Origin of the sequence: Mesorhizobium sp. CAU 1732 (assembly GCF_039888675.1) — a bacterium.
Taxonomy (GTDB): Bacteria; Pseudomonadota; Alphaproteobacteria; order Rhizobiales; family Rhizobiaceae; genus Aerobium.
This window is the reverse complement of record NZ_JBDQQR010000003.1, coordinates 58,617-75,226: the sequence shown is the minus strand read 5'-3', so window position 1 is coordinate 75,226 and position 16,610 is coordinate 58,617. Positions and strand designations below refer to the sequence as shown.

The following is a 16,610-nucleotide window of genomic DNA, read 5'->3' as shown; positions in this document are numbered from 1 at the left end:
ACCCACTACCCGCCTGTCGCCCCGCTTACACTGGATTTATGCCAGTAGACCAGCTTGCGCTCCAGCAGGACGACGCTCCAGAACAGCATGAGGCCGAAGAGGCTGAGGAAGATGATCAGCGAAAAGACCCGTGGCGTGTTGAGCTGCGAGGCGGCCACGCGGATCAATTCGCCGAACCCCTTGCCGCCCCCCAGAAACTCTCCGGTGATGGCGCCGGCCATGACGCCGACGGCGGCGATCTTCAGGCCGGTGAACATCTGGGGCATGCCGAGCGGGATCTTCATCTTGAACAGCGTCTGAAGCCGGCTTGCGCCCATGGTCCTGAACAGGGCACGCGCGTTTTCGTCCGCGGCATGAAGACCCGCAGCCGTGCCCACGACGATCGGAAACGTCGCGATGAAGGCCGCGAGCGCCACCTTGGACGAGATGCCGAAGCCCAGCCATGCGAGGAAGAGGGGCGCGAAAGCGACCTTCGGCATCGTGTCGATCGCGACGAGGTAAGGCAGGACCGCACGTTCACCGAATGCGAATTCGCCGACGATGACCCCGAGCGTGAAGCCGATAGCGAGCGCGATGGCGAAGCCGAAGATCACCTCCTTGATGGTGATCCACAGCGCGCCGAGCATGTAGCCGCCTGATACGAGGTTCGTGCCGACCGTGATGATGTCCTTGCCGGTTTCCCATGGGCCGGGCAGGATGATCGGCGAAACAAGCCCGGAAATATGAATGAGTTGCCACAGGCCGATGAATGCGATCATCAGGCCCGTCATGCCGATCGATCGCGGGATACGATCGATAAAGGTGACGTGTTCGCTCCACACTGTCGGTGGGCGCACGGCGCGGGGTTCGGGGATCACGGTCACAGGAATGCTCCCTTATCCAGTCGAGCTCTGATGCGACGCACATAGTCGCCGAATTTGGGGTCGGTCATCATGTCGAGGGTTCGCGGACGTGGAAGATCGATCTCGACCGTCTCGACGAACGTGCCCGGTCGCGGCGACATCACATAGACGGTGTCGGACAGGATCACCGCCTCCTGAATGGAGTGGGTGATCAGGAAGGCGGTCGCGTTACGCTTGGTGCAGATGCGCTGCAGTTCCATGTTCATGAAGTCGCGCGACAGTTCGTCGAGCGCACTGAACGGCTCGTCGAGTAGCAGCACGGCCGGCTGCGTGATCAGCATGCGGCAGATCGCGGCGCGTTGCGCCATGCCGCCCGACAATTCGCTGGGGCGACGGTTTTCGAAGCCCTTCAGGCCGACCAGATCGAGCAGTGCCAGCGCATCCGCGTGCTTAGCCTTCGCCGCCGCCTTGCCGTCGCGGATTTCGATCGGCAGAACGATGTTCTCGAGCGTCGTGCGCCACGGAAACAGCGTCGCCTGCTGGAACATCATGCCGATGTCGGCGCGCGTACCGGTGACCGGCGTTCCCTTGAGATAGACGCCGCCTTCGCTGGGCGGGATCAGTCCGGCCATGATCTTGAGAAGGGTGGACTTGCCGCAGCCGGAAGGCCCGATGACGGACGAGAAACTTCCTTCGGTCAGCGTCAGGTCGACATGATCGAGCGCGCGTAGGTTGCCGCGGACATAGCTTTTCGCCACGCGGTCGAGTTCGTAGACGGGCCGGCCTTTCTGGCCGGCCGTCGCTTCTTCTATCCGCTGGATGGCGGTCATTCGGCGTTCCACGCTTCCACGAACTGGTTCGTGTACGCTGCTTCGAGATCGTCGAGCGGGGCCGGCAGCGCGCCGGTTTCAACAGCACTTTCGTGCCACATCTGCCAATGTTCCGGCGGCTGGTAGCCAAAGCCGTTCGACATATCGAGCGGCGTAACGCGATCCTGGATCGCGGCCAGCAGGGACGCTGCAAACTCGCGGTCCTCGCCCTCCTGGGGATTGCCCGCGGCGGCGTGGTCGAGCACCTTTTCCTTGTTGGCGGGATCGAGCCCGAATTTGGTGCCCTTCACGAGCGCCTTGCCGAACGCCTCGATCACGTCCGGCTTTTCTTCGAGGTAAGCCCGCGTGACGGCCCATCCATTGCCGAAGAAGGAAAGATACTCATCCGGCGTGATTTCGCGCAGCGGAATTCCGCGGGACTGAATGATAGCCGCGTCGCTGACTGCCGCGGCGTAGGACTGCACTTCGTCGTTGAGGAACGCCGCAGCCGCCGTGCCGCCGTCGCCGACGGCGAGGAATTCGTAATCCGTGCCTTCCGTGAGCCCGGCGCCCGACAGGATCGCGCGGCTGAATCCGACCTCGGCGCCATCCGCCGTGCCGACACCCACGACAGTGTCCTTGAGCTGGGATGGTTCCTGAACCTCGGATTCGTCCTTCACGACGAGGCCGAAGATGGATTTGGGGAACTGGTTGTAGATGAAGACGACATCCTCGCCACGCGAGCGCGCGCCAAGCAGGGGTCCGGGACCGGGATTGCCGATCTGTGCCTGTCCGGCCGCCAGCGATTGCAGCACCGATGCAGATCCGTTGACCGCCTCCAGCGTCACGTTCAGTCCGGCTTCCTCGAAATAGCCCTCGCCGATCGCGACGTGGAAGGGAAAGTTGTTGATCGCGGACGGGTTCGGAACCACGACCGTGATGTTCTCTTGAGCGTAGGCGCTTGCAGCGCCGCCGAGCGACGATACGGTGAGCGCAAGCGCCGCAAATACGGTGCGGGCCAGACCGGGACCTGTGGTCATGTCGTTTCCTCCCTGTTTGCTGCCAGACCTCCATCCGGCAATCGCTCATAATCTACATTTTTGCCGATGACTGTCAAAAACCGATTTTGACGGCTTCGACATGGGATTTTGTGCAGCGCGGCATGGCAAGCTTGTCGAGGAGCCGGCGCAAATGCCTTCAGAAACCGGAAATTCTAGGCAGTATTAGAGGTATGAACCCATAAGCAGGCTGGTTTTGCGCTGCACCAATATATCGATGGAACTGCAAAACATACAGGATCGTAGATTTTTTCGTGCGAATGCCGTTTCGATGTGCTTTATGTGCCGCCGAAATGATTCAACCAAGGAGGAGAGCATGGCGAGCAACGGATTTGTCATCGAGGCGCCAGAGCAGGCGAGCATCGCGGTCGATGGAAGCAGTGAGCGCTTTCCCGTCCGGCGCATCTATTGCGTGGGCCGGAACTATGTAGCGCACGTCCGTGAGATGGGCGGAGACGAGGAGCGCGACCCGCCGATCTTCTTCCAGAAGCCGACCGACGCGGTCATCGACAGCGGCTCGACCGTTCCCTACGCCACCATCACGGAAAACTTCCATCATGAGATGGAGATGGTGATTGCGCTCAAGTCCGGCGGCTACAACATCGCCGAGAAAGATGCGCTCGATCACATCTGGGGTTATGGCGCATCGCTCGACATGACGCGCCGCGACATTCAGGGCAGCGGCAAGCCGTGGGAAATCGCCAAGTCGTTCGACCAGTCGTGCCCCTGCGGGCCTCTGTCGCCGGTGGAGAAGGTCGGCCACATCTCGAAGGGTGCGATCAAGCTGACCGTGAACGGCGAGACGACGCAGGAATCCGACATCAGCCTGCTCATCTGGCGCGTGCCGGAAATCATCGCGAACCTCTCGACCTATTTCGAATTGAAGGCCGGCGACATCATCCTGACTGGCACGCCGCATGGCGTCGGGCCCGTGAAGCCGGGCGATACGCTCGTCGGCACGATCGATGGGCTTCAACCGCTTTCGATTACGATCGGTAAACGGCCGGCCTGATCTGGCCTGAAGGGTTCGGCCCTGCGTTTTGCGGGGCCGATCAGGCGGCCATGGCGTTACGCCGGAATGCGGATCACGGCGCGCAGCCCACCCAGCGGGCTGTCGTCCAGCGTGATGTCGCCGCCATGGCTGCGAGCGATGTCACGTGCGATGGAAAGACCCAGTCCCGTGCCCGTTGCGTCCTGATTGCGGGCCGCGTCCAGGCGCACGAAGGGCTTGAACACCTCTTCGCGCTTGTCCGCGGGGATGCCTGGCCCGTCGTCATCCACCAACACCACCAAAGAACCATCGGCATGTGTTGCGTCGATATCGACCGTTTTGGCGTAGCGGAACGCGTTGCCGATCACATTCGACAAGAGCCTCGCAAAGGCGTTCGGACGCACCACCACGTCCGGGCTTCCCGTAAGTGACGTGGTGAGCGTTCTCTTGCGCAGCTTCGCTTCCTCGGTCAGTTTCTCCAGGAACGCCTGCAGGTCGAGCTCGCCTGCGTCCTCTCCCGACTCGCCGCGCGCAAACGCCAGATAGCCCTCCAGCATCGACTGCATGTCGTCGATATCCTGGTCGAGCGCCTCGCGGTCCATTTTCGCGCCGCCCAGCGCGAGCTGCAGCTTGAAGCGCGTCAGGATGGTGCGCAAATCGTGGCTGACGCCTGTCAGCATCGCCGTCCGCTGTTCGATCTGGCGTTCAATGCGCTCGCGCATGAGAATGAAGGCGGCGCCCGCGCGGCGCACTTCGTCCGCGCCGCGCGGGCGGAAGTCGGTCGGCATGGGCCGTCCCTTGCCGAAACTCTCGGCTGCCTCGGCGAGGTGCAGGATCGGCCTGATCTGGTTGCGCAGGAAGGCGATCGCGATGGCGAGCAGAACGAGCGACGTGCCCACCATCCACAACAGGAAGATGTGCGTGTTGGAGGCATAGGTGTGGCTGCGCCGCGCAAACACGCGCAACACCTTGTCCTCCAACTGCACACGGATTTCGACGATGTTGGAATTGCCGACCGTATCCAGCCAGAACGGGCGGTTGATCTGGCGCGTGATCTGCTCGCTCAGAGACTCGTCCAGAACGGAAAAGAACGGCTTCGGGCCGGGCGCGGGCAGGGGATCGGGAGGCAGGATGTCGACCTTCATCTGAAGGCGATCCTGCGCGATGCGGATGACGTCGGCGTAGTTGTCGCCCGGCGGATAGGTCTCGATCATGTCGATGACCGCCGCGATATCGCGCGTCACGGCGGCCGACAGGCGTACCGTCACCGTCTGCCAGTGGCGTTCCATGAAGACGAAGGCGATGACCGACTGAAGCAGGAGCATGGGCGCGATCACGATGATCAGCGATCGCGCGTAGAGCCGCTTCGGCAGATAGCGCGCTACGGCACGCCACAGCTTGCCGAACCCGCCCGACCCGCGTGTTTGCGTGCGCGGCAGCGCGTCTGGATGGCCGGCCCCGTCCTGGTCGATCATGTCGGAAGTCGCCATCAGCCCTTTCCGGAACGCGTCAGACGCGTCCGCCCTTGCCCTTTCAGTCTATTCCACACTGAGCCTGTAACCAACACCGCGCACCGTCTGAAGCCAGACGGGGTTGGAGGGATCGCGCTCGATCTTCCTGCGCAGGCGGTTGATCTGGACGTCGATCGTGCGTTCGCCCACATCGGCATCGGAGCCGACGAGTTCGTGGCGCGGGATCGTGTCGCCCGCGCGCTCCGCGAAGATCGCGAGGATTTCCTGTTCGCGATCGGTGAGCTTCAGAATCTCGCCGCCGCGCTTGAGTTCGCGCCGCGCGATCTGGAACGTGTATGGACCGAAAACGATCTGCTCGACCTTCGGCGTCGGCTGCGGTCCGCCGCGGCGCAGGATGTTGTTGAGCCGCAGCAGGAGTTCGCGCGGATCGAACGGCTTGGGAAGATAGTCGTCCGCACCAGCCTCGAGGCCCGCGACCCGGCTGTCGGTTTCAGACAGCGCGGTCAGCATCAGGATGGGGACGGTCTTGTCCTGCCGCAAAGCTTCGGTGAGTTGCACGCCGGTTTCGCCGGGCATCATGACGTCGAGCACGATCAGGTCGAAATCGAGCCCCTCGAGCTTGCGTCTCGCCTCGGCGGCATTGCCCGCGACGGTGACGCGATAGCCGTTCTCGCTCAGGAACTGTTTGAGCAGGGTACGGATGCGCGTGTCGTCATCCACGACCAGCAGGTGAGGGGCGTCATCGCCCGGAACGGTCGCATCTTGCGTCATCGACAGTGTGTCCTTCGTCTCAAGAACCGGATCGTGGTGCCCCAAGCGCCCGAACTCTAGCCTGCCTCGCGCTGGTGGTCATCCCGATAGTCGGCGCTGCCCACGCCTGTCTGCGCGCGCGCCTCCGGATTCACCATCCCGATCAGGAACCGCTCGATGGCGGCGCGGTCCGTCGGCGCGGCCTCGGCCAATGCCGCAGCGATGCGGCGGGACTGTGGCGCGGCGAGCGCCAGCGCCAGTTCGCGGCCCCGCGCGGTCGGGTAGAGTTCGCGCTGACGCCTGTCGCGCGGCCCCTGCACCTGCACGATATGGCCGGTGTCGATCAGTTGCTTGAGGACGCGGGCCAGGCTCTGCTTCGTGATCTTGAGCACGTCGAGCAGTTCGGCGACCGTCAGGCCGGGGCGTCGATTGACGAAGTGGACGACGCGGTGATGTGCGCGGCCGAAGCCGTACTCCTCCAGAATCTGGTCCGGATCGGACGTGAAGTCGCGATAGGCGAAGAAGAACAGTTCGATCACGGCAAAGTCGATGCCGTCCTCGCCGCTCAGCGGTGCCTTGATGGGGTCGTCTTGGTGGTTTTCGATGCCCGTCATGACGCGTAGCCTAGCCCGTTCCCAAATTTATGTCAGCCTTGTTGACTTATATTTTTGGCATGGTAATTTTTGCCAATCTTTCGAGCCCAATGCGAACGAAAAGACAAGGAAGTTGCCGGTTTTCCGTTACTTCCTTCACCTCTTCCCGCTTTCGGACTAAAAAGTGCGATCAAGCGCATGCCGTAGGTCATAGCGCACGACGCTTCGAACAAGAACAGGGCGTCTTGCCCATAGGGAGAAATCGATGGCATCCGTTCCTTTCGACCAGCTTGATGGTCACATCTGGATGAATGGCGAATTCGTCAAATGGGCGGACGCCAAGATTCACGTACTCACGCACGGCCTGCATTATGCAAGCGCCGTGTTCGAGGGCGAGCGCGCCTATGGCGGCGAAATCTTCAAGCTCAACGAGCATACGCAACGCCTGCACGAATCCGCGCGCTTGCTGGGCTTCACCATCCCTTACAGCGTTGACGAGATCGACGATGCCTGCCGCAAGCTTCTGAAGATGCAGGGCTTCCAGGATGCTTATGTGCGCCCGATCGCGTGGCGCGGCTCGGAGATGATGGGCGTCTCTGCGCAGAACAACCGCATCAACTGCGCCATCGCGATCTGGCAGTGGCCGAGCTACTTCGACCCGGAGCAGCGGCTCAAGGGTATCCGCCTCGACATGGCGGAATACCGCCGGCCCGACCCGCGCACCGCGCCGTCAAAGTCGAAGGCCGCCGGCCTCTACATGATCTGCACGCTCTCCAAGCATGCGGCCGAGTCCAAGGGTTATGCCGATGCGTTGATGCTCGACTGGCGCGGCCAGGTTGCGGAAGCGACCGGCGCCAACGTCTTCTTCGTCAAGGACGGCAAGCTGCATACGCCAAAGCCCGACTGCTTCCTCGACGGAATCACGCGCCGCACGGTGATTGATCTCGCGAAGGCGCGGGGCATCGAGGTGGTCGAGCGCGCGATCATGCCGGAAGAGCTCGAGGGCTTCGAGCAGTGCTTCCTGTCCGGCACGGCGGCAGAGGTGACGCCGGTCTCGGAGATCGGACCTTACCGCTTTACCGTCGGCGATATCTCCAAAACGCTGATGAACGACTACATGGCCGAAGTGCAGCCCAAGCACGCTGTCGCCGCCGAATAGCCGTCGACTTCAGGAACTTCAGCAAAAAGCGGTCCCCAGGGCCGCTTTTTCTCTTGTGCACGACGGCTCTGCGCATTTGACTTTCGTCTAATTGAGGCCCTCATCTTGGATGCCGGCAGCATGCCGGTTCATCGGAGGGAATGACAATGGACGCACTTCTTCCCATTATCATACAGATCGTGACGGGAATCATCGGTGGCCAGGCCGTAGGCGCGGCCGTCAAACAGGCCGCGATGGGGCAGCTCCCCAAGATATTGAGCGGAGCGATCGGCGGCGTGGCAGGCGGCCAGATACTCGGCGCGCTCATGGGCGGTGATGCCGCCACGGGCGGTGCTTTGGGCGGGATGCTCGGAGACGTGGTCGGCGGCGCCGGCGGCGGCGCGATCCTGACGGGCATCGTCGGCGCGATCATGGGGTCGATGAACAAGCGCTGAGGCCGAGGCTGAATCGATCAGAGGAGGCGGTCTTCGGGTCGCCTTTTCCCTTTTGGCGCGGCGGTGTCGGGTGGACGTGGCAGGACCTTGCCTCTATCTGGATGGCTGAAAAAGGAGCTATCCCATGGGTGAACTGAGAGCGGGCATCATCCCGGTGACGCCATTCCAGCAGAACTGCACGATCCTCTTCGACGAAGCGGAGAAGCGGGGCGTGGTGGTCGATCCCGGTGGCGATGTCGATCAGATCCTGTCTGTCCTGAACGATAACGGCCTCACCATCGAAGCGATCTGGATCACTCACGGCCACATCGACCATGCCGGCGGCGCAATGGATCTGAAGGACGCGCTGGGTGTCGAGATCATCGGACCGCACGAGGCAGACAGGCCGCTGCTGGAACGCCTCGAAACGCAGGCCCAGATGTTCAACATGACCGGTGCGGTGCGCAATTGCGTGCCCGATCGCTTCCTGAACGAGGGCGAGACGGTCTCCTTCGGTGAACACGCGTTCGAAGTCCTGCACTGCCCAGGCCACGCGCCGGGCCATGTCGTGTTCTACAACCGCGCCGCGAAATTCGCCCATGTCGGGGACGTGCTGTTCCAGGGATCGATCGGCCGCACCGATTTGTTCGGCGGCGACCACGCGACGCTGATCCGATCGATCAAGGAGAAGCTCCTGCCGCTGGGCGACGATATCGGGTTCATCTGCGGCCACGGGCCGGGCAGCCGGTTCGGCGATGAGCGACGCGGCAATCCATTCCTCGTCGGTGAGGAAACGGCGTAGCGCCGACCCCAGCGCCCCGATCGGGACGCGACGACTGTGTGAGGCGGACCGAGGCCGCGTCAGCGGCCGCAGTCACGTAGGTGTATCGCGTTCATTGCCGGGGTCAGTTCGCCACGCAGAAGTGCCTGATCCCGTCATAGCCCATGAAGGTGCCGCTCCGCGGATCGAACGAGCGGTAGCGGTCTCCGCAATAGCGATACCATTCGCGGGTCCAGGGCTCGAAGCTCGCGTAAGGCTCGACATAGACCGGCTGCTCGTAGACGCGAACCGGAGGTTCATAGTAGCGAACCGGCTCCTCGTAGACGGGAGCGGGCGCATAGTACGGATCGTCATATCGGTAGACGACGTCGGGCCGGCGGTTGGCGCCGGCGATCAGCGCGCCGGCAGCGAGGCCGAGCACGCCGGCAGCGACCAGTTCGCCGCCATTGACGCGATGATGGCGACGATGATCGGCGCTTGCGGGGAGGGTGGCGGTCAGCGCCGTGGCGGCAACGAGTGCGGAAATGGCGGCAGTTTTCACAACGCGGTTCATCGTTCTTGCTCCTGGCCGGTACGAACCAAAGACCATTACCGGCGTTCGAAGGAAAATTTATGTCTCCCTTGATGAACGGGCGCTGAACGGCCGATCACACTGCGCAACAGCCGGAAACCTGCGCGTGCGGGGCTCTATGCGTGATGAGCCGCATAGGGGTTCATCACGACGGGTTGAATCAGCCGACAGTCAGGTTGATCGCTTTCGGTCCCTTGCCGCGCTTGTCCGGCTCGGTTTCAAACGTGACCTTCTGGCCATCTTCGAGACCTTGCAGGCCGGAAGCCTGGACGGCCGAGATGTGGACGAAGACGTCCTTCTCGCCGTCATCGGGCGTGATGAACCCGAAACCTTTGGCGTGATTGAAGAATTTCACAGTTCCGCTCTGGGGCATGGGAAGCTCCTATCTCCCAATGGTGATTGCTTTGCGGGTGTCGGTCCCGCTCAAACTCGTGCCTTTACTGGGGGAGAAGAAACAGTATCCGTCGCCGCGGGGCCTTGCCAAAACCCTCTTGTCTCGCGGTCGTCCCGATGAGCCATGCCAGTCATTGATTTGCAATTTAGAGACTGCACTGGGGCATCCTATTCCAGTCTCCGGGCCGGCAAACGCCCGAACAGCCAAAACTGTCCTTCATTTTTTTCGCATCGGCAAGCAAAACATTCGTGACGCAAGGTCGATCATATGACGGGGGTGGAACTTTACCATCGCGATTCAAGTCTGCTGGGCCATTGGTCCCGGCCGGCAGAGACTATTCCATCAGCCGCCTTGCAACGAATGGTTGGAAGAACACGAGTTCCGAGAAGGTATGATCGACGACGTCGCTCGGCTCGTTGCGGGTTGACTGATAGGGTGCCACGTCGCGGCGGAATATGGCGCCTGGAAAGCCCGCACTGGACTGTGCCTCGAACTCGAGAAACGCCAGCCGGTAGCGCAGCAGATGCCGTGCGATCGGTCCGAGCGCGTCCCTGATCAGGGTTTTGTCCCTGGCCAGGATCAGCCTCGCGCCCGGCGCGCCCCGCCGACGCGTCGGCGCAAAGATCACCGGGCTGAGCGACGTGTCGATCTCGACGGCGCCGCAGATGCAGCCGAGCTCGGCGTGACCAGTGAGCAGATCCGTATGGGCATCGGACAGGCGCAGCGGCGGTATCGCCTTCAATGGCACGAACCGCGCGCGCCGCGACGGCAGAAGTGCCGCCACGGGAAGCGGTATGAGAACGGACCCTTCGGACAGGTTGGTGAAGCCGTTCTTCAGATTGATCTGCCGCATGGTTGGGCTGGCGGTCAGGTCGGTGTATTCCACCGCACCGTCAGCAACCAGGCGGCGCATGGCCAGCGTTGCCTGCCACTGGTGCGCCTGCTCCAGATAGAAGCAGGCGATGTTCACGGCGAGATGCGGCTCTTCGTCGAAGGCGGTGCGCGTGGCGGGGATCGTCAGGCATATGCCGACCGGCTTGTCTCCGGCGATCAGGAACTGGCCGACCGGACGGCCGGGCATCGTCTCGCCATGCGCGACCAGCTTCAGGAGCGAGGTGAGCCACATATCGCGCGACCGTGTCGGAAAGCCAGCCGCGAGGAGATCGGCAGCAAGATCGGTGTCGTCCGCATCGATGGGGCGCAGCTTCATGGGTTGTACCGCATGCTGAGAGGTCCGGCCCTTGTGCTTCAAGGCGTCAGGCCGATCTCACGCAGCCGAGGAGAGGGGTGCTCCGGCCGTCGCGGCCAACAGCGTCGCCGCGACGAGGCTTTCGAGTTCGCCCAGCGTGTCGATGCGCGTGATGTCGAAATCGTCGCTGGCGAGATCGACGCCATAGTCGCCTTCGAGTTGCGCCAGAACCTCGGCTGCGGCAAGCGAGTCCAGCCTTCCCGTCGAGAACAGCGGTTCGGTCTCGCTGATCGACGTCACGCCGCGCTCCGACAGGATCGCGAAAATGGTTGCACGGACGCGCTCGCTCGCGAACTGCGTGGTCATTGGATTGTCTCCGCAAAGGATGGTTTCTGGGTCTCGATCGTCTTCCGTACGCCTTCCTGCAGGCGGTCCGCAAGCGCGCGCCGGTCGACCTTGCCGTTGACGTTAACCGGGAGTGTATCGACGATCTGGATGCTGCCCGGCACCATGTAGCGCGGCAGGGTTTTCAGAAGCGTCTCCGTCACCACGTCGGGCTGAAAGCTGCTGACGCAGAAGCCGACCAGCCCCTGTGCCGACCCGTCGATGACGGGCCACGCCACGACCGCGACCATGTCGCACTGCGCGGCCTGGCGTAGATGCATCTCGACTTCCTCGAGCTCGATGCGGTTGCCCTTCAGCTTGATCTGATTGTCGATGCGGCCGAGATGGTGGAGCGTACCGTCGCGATCACGAAAGCCCAGATCGCCCGTCAGATACCAGCGCTTTCCCCTCACATCGCGGAAGCGGTCCGCAGTCTGCTCGGGCGCGTTCAGATAGCCGGCGGCGAGCTGTGGACCGGAAATCGCAATCTCGCCTGGTTCGCCATCGGCAACCACCGCCTGTTCGGTGTCGAAGATCGCGACATCGATCGTGTCGAAGGCCGCGCCGAGCGCCATGATGTTCCGGCTTTCAGTGACCACCATTGGATCGGTAACGCGCTGGCGTGTGACGACAACCGTCGCTTCCGTCGGCCCATAGATGTTCTCGACCACGCCGTTGGGCGTCGCAGCCGCCCATTCGCGGGCGATGCTTGCGGGCAGGGGTTCCCCGCAGAACTGGGACACGCGAAGGCTCGGGAACATGCCCGGCTTGAGCGCGCCACCCTTCTGCATCATCGCCGCGAGTGTCGGCACGGACAGCCAGGCCGTGATCTCGCGGGACCGGATGAAGCGCGCGGGCGCGAGCATCTCCAGCGCCGAGAGAACGTGAAGCGACGCTCCTGCCTCGACGCAAAGGAAAAGGTCGTGCACCGACAGGTCGAAGGTGATGTCGCATGTCTCCGCGATGCGATCGTCCGGCGTGAAGCCGGTCCACTTGCGCGCCTGCTTCAGATAGCTGTGAACCGCGCCCGCGGAGACCATGACACCCTTCGGCATGCCCGTGGTGCCAGACGTGAACATGATGTAGGCGAGGTCGTCGGATGCGACCGAAACCGGCTCAATGAGCGCTTCGCAGTCGAGCGCGCCGAGGCGGGTGACGGTCTGCGCCAACCGTGGCTCGATCCGGCGCGCCGCGTCCGCGATGACGATTTCCGCGGGTGCGGCATCGAGCACGGCCGGTGTCAGCAGCGCCGCTCCTTTTTCATCGACCACCAGGGCATCGAGTTCGAGCATGCGCAGCAGCGCGGCGATGCGCTCTTCCGGCCATTTCAGGTTGATGGGCACATAGGCCGCACCTGCGAGCGCCGCGCCGAGGATGCCGGCATAGGCCTCCATGCTTCTCGTGCCGAGAATGCCGACTCGGCCTGGGCGGCCTGCCTTGAGAAGATGCGTTGCGAGGCGACCGGCCAGCGTTCCCATCTCGCGGTAGGTGCGCGATGAGCCGCTGTCGGCATAGCAGATGCGTTCGCCGTGTTCATGCACGGACCGGTAAAACCCGGCTGCGATGTTGTACGTCTCGCTCATGTCGAATCCTGCCCAATCCAGTCGCCATGAAAGGATACCCGCAGTTCGACAATGACCGTTCCGTCATGGCCCTGTCAAAGTTGAAGCTTCTTTAACCTTAATGCGGCGTGCGCCGCGAACCGCTGTCCACGACCACCTTTCGATAGAGATGCCACGTCGCGTGGCCGAGGACCGGAAAGACGACGACGAGGCCGGCAAAGAGCGGGAGGCTGCCGATCGCCAGCAGGCCCGCGACCATCAAGCCCCAGACGGCCATCGTCACGGGATTTTCCATCACCGCGCGCGCCGACGTCTGCATCGCGGCCCACGCCCCCACATCGCGGTCGAGGAGCAGCGGGAAGGCGATCACCGTGGCGGTGAGGACGACGACGGCGAAGACCAAACCGATCGCGTTGCCGATGACGATCAGAAGCCAGCCTTCGCGCGTGCCAAACACCTGATCGGCAAGTGCAGCGATCGATTGCGGTATCTCGGGCCCGAAAAGCAAGGTGTGCAGACCCTGCGCGACAAGCAGCCAAGCTATGAATACGGCAACGAGCAAGGCGCCCACGGCGGCGATCGACGGCAGTGCCGGGGAGTGTCTCAGCGCCAGGACGTGACGCCATGAGGTGTCCATGCCGCGCTCGCGCCGACGGCTGATCTCGTAGAGGCCGATGGCCGCGAAAGGTCCCAGCAATGCGAAACCGGACGCGAGCGGAAACAGCAAGGGCAGGGCGTTGGCGCCCGATGTCCATGCCGCCAGCACGACACCGATGACCGGATACAGGATGATGATGAAGATCACCTGGGACGGCTTCGCCAGAAAGTCGCTGTAACCCGCGCGCAGGCAATCGTAGAGATCGCCGATTTCAATGTGACGCACATCGGGATGGGCGGGTGCTCCGTCGGCACCTGCGATCACGTGGAAATTCGTCATGACCTGCAACTCCCTTTTCGTGGGAATGGTCATGCACCCCAGCAGCCGGGCCAGCTATGGACGAGGCGCGGTCGCTGCGGACACACAACCCTCAAGCCATCATCATACACCAAGCGGGGGCATTGTCGCGCCGCGTTGCATCGCCTGATCGGTCGATGCCAGGCTTGGCTGGTCTGAAAGGGCCGGAGTGCCCCGAGATCTGATGCTCGTCGATCCCTGCTGGCCGCTTCGGCTACATCTATCTGGACCATAGCAACAAGGCCTTGTGTCGCAGGCAATTCCATGCAATCAATACATACGTTCGGGCATTTGCTGACCCGGAGACTGGACCGTTGTTGGACGACCTTTCCCCGACATTGTGAACTCTCGACGATCGCGATCCTGAGCATGTTGCCCAGACGCAGCTTACAGTAGGGAATAGGAGCTTTTCCCAAATGGCCCAGACCGGCACCGTAAAATTCTTCAATGCAACCAAGGGCTTCGGCTTCATCACGCCTGATGGCGGCGCGAAGGACGTTTTCGTCCACATTTCCGCTGTCGAGGCGTCTGGCATGCGCACCCTCGTCGACGGCCAGAAGGTTTCCTTCGACGTCGAGCCGGACCGCATGGGCAAGGGCCCCAAGGCCGTGAACCTGTCCGCAGGCTGATTGCCGCTCGCCAGTTCGCTGGCGCTTGAATATTGAAGGGGTGGCGCGAGCAATCGCGCTGCCCTTTTTGTTGTTGGGCGGCTTGGTTTGTACGCCGAGAGCGTTCTGACGGCATGCTTTTAGGGTTCCGGATCTTGTCATGAACGTCAGCAGATTGCGGATAGCACGGCCGATTGCGGGGCCAGGACGTGGAAAGATGGGGGTTTCCGCCTCCTGAGGAGGTAAAATCGATCAAGAATTGTAACTGACGCTGCGTCAACCCTGAATCTCGTGATCGCGGCCTTGATGCAGTCGATATTGGGCATAAGCTGAAAGTCGAAGGGCAAAGACCCAAAATGTAGGCGGTACGAAGAATGCCGCTCGAAATAGGGAGCAGGACTATGTCATCGGCCATGTATTTCCGAAATCCGAAGTCGCAGTCGGTTTTCGCTCCCAGCGAGATCGCCAGCATGGAATCCGTGGTGGACGCTGTCTGCCTGGAACTCGGAGTGACCCTTTCCGAAAAAGCGCGGCGCAAGGCCGTGGCCCAGCGCGTCATCGCAGCCTATGAGCGCGGCAACAGGTTGCCTCTGAACATGGTCAGCGCCGGACTGGCGGAGTGCCACGTCTGACAACCGTCCCCTTATCCAAATTAATCCCGGCTTGAGCGCCGGCTGATTACTGGCGCGGTATGGTCTGGCTTGATCGGTTCACTGTCCGCACGGTGCAACGATCTCCGACATGGCGATGCGTCACCATATCTCCATTGATACGATGGGTGCGCACATCGCGGTGGCAATCGGCATATTGCCGTCGTTGCTGAACGCGCTCGCGGGGCCGCTCGAAATGATCGCGATCGCGATTCCGGTAAGTGTTCGTGCCTTGAGCCTGCACCATCACGACAGGCATCGAAACCTCGGGTGCCGGGGTTTTCGTGAGCGACATCGCGCTCCCGTCCGATGCTGAAGCGAGAAGGAGCGAGGCTGCGACTGCTAGGGTGATCGAAGACATCTTCATCATCACAACAGATGGCGCTGCGACCCGCCATGGTCAACCTGTGGTTGGCCCTCAGGACAAGCGAGGCGGTGGATAGCCCGACCTATGGTTAGGAAATGATTGAGGCGGGGCATCGCGCTCAGGAAACGCCGGGATAGCGGTCGGCCTTGAGGATGCGGGCGAGGTGAGCCGCATTCGAGGCCGCCATCGTCAATGTCTGCTCGACCTTTTCGGGAATACTCTTGAGGTCCTTATAGTCCGTCGATCCCATGGCTTCGCCGACCCAGTAGCAGCCGGCATTTGCGGGGATCGTGAACCCGACATCAGACAGCGCCTGAAAACACGCCGCGTGGCAGTGATGCGCGCCGTCCTCGTTGCCGACGACAGCCACAAGCGCGACCTTACCTGCCGCAGGCATGCGATCCGCATCGTCCGTTTCCGACAAGAAAGCGTCGAGCCGTTCGAGCACCCGTTTGGCGACGGACGAAGGCTGTCCCATCCAGATCGGCGTGCCGAGGACGAAGATGTCGGCGGCCACGATCCTGTCGCGAATGGCAGGCCAGCCATCGCCGTCACCCATATCGGACAACACGCCAGGCTTGATGTCATGGTCGAGGGCACGAACGCTCGAGCCGCTGACGCCATGCTTGGCAAGCTGCTCGAGGAGATCGTTGATCATCTTGTCGGTTGAAGAGGTTTCGTCGTCTGACGAGGACTTGAGCGTACAATTGATCGCAAAAGCCGAGAGCGCGCTGGCTGCCATTTCGGTCTCCGGTGCTGCTGGATCTGGCTGGTTATCAGCCTGATTGTTAACGTATGGCAGCAGCGGAGGTTGCCTGATCTCAGCGTTCCGAATCATCCTCGTCCATGCGGCACCTGTGCTGCTGCAGGAACTGTTCGAGTTGCTCCGTCGACATCAGGCTCACATGCAGTCTGATGTAGCCGATACAGCTATCGCGAGCGAGTTCATCCGCCGGCTGCCGAGCTTCGGCCGTGTGCGGAAGAGGGAGTGTCGCGCTGAGCGACACCACTGCAACCCCAACCGAAAGCGCTAGCGCAAGCGCTATCGAGACATGATGCATA

At 62.2% G+C, this 16,610-nt stretch carries 20 protein-coding genes; 7 read left to right on the top strand and 13 right to left on the bottom strand.

Annotated features, from left to right (window positions below; genetic code table 11):
* Window positions 1-5: 5 nt before the first annotated feature.
* Genes AAFN55_RS22010 through AAFN55_RS22000 form a run of 3 tightly spaced genes read right to left on the bottom strand, consistent with a single transcriptional unit; the run spans window position 6 to window position 2,691 of the window.
* Complete coding sequence (locus AAFN55_RS22010) at window positions 6-863, bottom strand: ABC transporter permease (RefSeq protein WP_347801138.1); 858 nt, start codon at window positions 861-863, stop codon at window positions 6-8.
* Window positions 860-1,672 (bottom strand): ABC transporter ATP-binding protein, encoded by an 813-nt coding sequence (locus tag AAFN55_RS22005; protein ID WP_347801137.1) that lies wholly within the window; start codon window positions 1,670-1,672, stop codon window positions 860-862. The genes AAFN55_RS22010 and AAFN55_RS22005 overlap by 4 nt, the downstream gene beginning before the upstream one ends.
* Window positions 1,669-2,691 carry an ABC transporter substrate-binding protein gene (locus AAFN55_RS22000; RefSeq protein WP_347801136.1) on the bottom strand — a complete coding sequence of 341 codons (1,023 nt, stop codon included), beginning with the start codon at window positions 2,689-2,691 and terminating at the stop codon, window positions 1,669-1,671. Before AAFN55_RS22000 ends, AAFN55_RS22005 begins: the two co-directional genes overlap by 4 nt.
* A 334-nt stretch (window positions 2,692-3,025) precedes the next feature.
* Here AAFN55_RS22000 and AAFN55_RS21995 point away from each other — a divergent pair, with 334 nt between their 5' ends.
* Complete coding sequence (locus AAFN55_RS21995) at window positions 3,026-3,721, top strand: fumarylacetoacetate hydrolase family protein (protein WP_347801135.1); 696 nt, start codon at window positions 3,026-3,028, stop codon at window positions 3,719-3,721.
* A gap of 56 nt (window positions 3,722-3,777) precedes the next feature.
* Here AAFN55_RS21995 and AAFN55_RS21990 read toward each other — a convergent pair whose 3' ends face one another.
* The 3 genes from AAFN55_RS21990 to AAFN55_RS21980 are packed head-to-tail and all read right to left on the bottom strand — an operon-like array spanning window position 3,778 to window position 6,536.
* Window positions 3,778-5,190 (bottom strand): ATP-binding protein, encoded by a 1,413-nt coding sequence (locus AAFN55_RS21990; RefSeq protein WP_347801134.1) that lies wholly within the window; start codon window positions 5,188-5,190, stop codon window positions 3,778-3,780.
* 48 nt (window positions 5,191-5,238) lie between these two features.
* The gene (locus tag AAFN55_RS21985; protein ID WP_347801458.1) at window positions 5,239-5,949 is read right to left on the bottom strand and encodes a response regulator transcription factor; all 711 of its coding nucleotides are present in this window, start codon (window positions 5,947-5,949) and stop codon (window positions 5,239-5,241) included.
* A 50-nt stretch (window positions 5,950-5,999) separates the two neighbouring features.
* Window positions 6,000-6,536, bottom strand: coding sequence for a MarR family transcriptional regulator (locus AAFN55_RS21980; RefSeq protein ID WP_347801133.1), 537 nt, complete (start codon window positions 6,534-6,536; stop codon window positions 6,000-6,002).
* Between the two features lie 244 nt (window positions 6,537-6,780).
* On the opposite strand from AAFN55_RS21980, the gene AAFN55_RS21975 reads away from it, so the two are divergent.
* From AAFN55_RS21975 to AAFN55_RS21965, 3 genes are all read left to right on the top strand, one after another.
* Window positions 6,781-7,674, top strand: coding sequence for a branched-chain amino acid aminotransferase (locus tag AAFN55_RS21975; protein WP_347801132.1), 894 nt, complete (start codon window positions 6,781-6,783; stop codon window positions 7,672-7,674).
* A gap of 140 nt (window positions 7,675-7,814) precedes the next feature.
* Window positions 7,815-8,108, top strand: coding sequence for a hypothetical protein (locus tag AAFN55_RS21970; RefSeq protein WP_347801131.1), 294 nt, complete (start codon window positions 7,815-7,817; stop codon window positions 8,106-8,108).
* Between the two features lie 124 nt (window positions 8,109-8,232).
* The gene (locus AAFN55_RS21965) at window positions 8,233-8,889 is read left to right on the top strand and encodes an MBL fold metallo-hydrolase (protein ID WP_347801130.1); all 657 of its coding nucleotides are present in this window, start codon (window positions 8,233-8,235) and stop codon (window positions 8,887-8,889) included.
* A gap of 103 nt (window positions 8,890-8,992) precedes the next feature.
* Here AAFN55_RS21965 and AAFN55_RS21960 read toward each other — a convergent pair whose 3' ends face one another.
* The 6 genes from AAFN55_RS21960 to AAFN55_RS21935 all read right to left on the bottom strand — a co-directional run bounded on the left by AAFN55_RS21960 (window position 8,993) and on the right by AAFN55_RS21935 (window position 13,905).
* On the bottom strand, window positions 8,993-9,421 hold the full coding sequence (locus AAFN55_RS21960) for a BA14K family protein (RefSeq protein ID WP_347801129.1): 429 nt from the start codon (window positions 9,419-9,421) through the stop codon (window positions 8,993-8,995).
* A gap of 178 nt (window positions 9,422-9,599) precedes the next feature.
* Entirely contained in the window at window positions 9,600-9,812 is a 213-nt protein-coding gene (locus AAFN55_RS21955; RefSeq protein ID WP_347801128.1) for a cold-shock protein, read from the bottom strand.
* Between the two features lie 355 nt (window positions 9,813-10,167).
* On the bottom strand, window positions 10,168-11,043 hold the full coding sequence (locus tag AAFN55_RS21950; protein WP_347801127.1) for a hypothetical protein: 876 nt from the start codon (window positions 11,041-11,043) through the stop codon (window positions 10,168-10,170).
* Between the two features lie 57 nt (window positions 11,044-11,100).
* Window positions 11,101-11,388 (bottom strand): acyl carrier protein, encoded by a 288-nt coding sequence (locus AAFN55_RS21945; protein ID WP_347801126.1) that lies wholly within the window; start codon window positions 11,386-11,388, stop codon window positions 11,101-11,103.
* On the bottom strand, window positions 11,385-12,989 hold the full coding sequence (locus tag AAFN55_RS21940) for an amino acid adenylation domain-containing protein (RefSeq protein WP_347801125.1): 1,605 nt from the start codon (window positions 12,987-12,989) through the stop codon (window positions 11,385-11,387). Before AAFN55_RS21940 ends, AAFN55_RS21945 begins: the two co-directional genes overlap by 4 nt.
* A 97-nt stretch (window positions 12,990-13,086) precedes the next feature.
* Complete coding sequence (locus tag AAFN55_RS21935) at window positions 13,087-13,905, bottom strand: DUF2189 domain-containing protein (protein WP_347801124.1); 819 nt, start codon at window positions 13,903-13,905, stop codon at window positions 13,087-13,089.
* A 434-nt stretch (window positions 13,906-14,339) separates the two neighbouring features.
* Between AAFN55_RS21935 and AAFN55_RS21930 the strand changes: the two genes are divergently transcribed.
* From AAFN55_RS21930 to AAFN55_RS21920, 3 genes are all read left to right on the top strand, one after another.
* On the top strand, window positions 14,340-14,552 hold the full coding sequence (locus tag AAFN55_RS21930) for a cold-shock protein (protein WP_347801123.1): 213 nt from the start codon (window positions 14,340-14,342) through the stop codon (window positions 14,550-14,552).
* A 380-nt stretch (window positions 14,553-14,932) separates the two neighbouring features.
* Entirely contained in the window at window positions 14,933-15,163 is a 231-nt protein-coding gene (locus tag AAFN55_RS21925; protein ID WP_347801122.1) for a hypothetical protein, read from the top strand.
* 109 nt (window positions 15,164-15,272) lie between these two features.
* On the top strand, window positions 15,273-15,497 hold the full coding sequence (locus AAFN55_RS21920; protein WP_347801121.1) for a hypothetical protein: 225 nt from the start codon (window positions 15,273-15,275) through the stop codon (window positions 15,495-15,497).
* A 169-nt stretch (window positions 15,498-15,666) separates the two neighbouring features.
* Here AAFN55_RS21920 and AAFN55_RS21915 read toward each other — a convergent pair whose 3' ends face one another.
* A complete protein-coding gene (locus AAFN55_RS21915; protein ID WP_347801120.1) occupies window positions 15,667-16,290 on the bottom strand; it encodes an NAD(P)H-dependent oxidoreductase in 624 nt (207 codons plus the stop codon).
* Window positions 16,291-16,610: the final 320 nt, after the last annotated feature.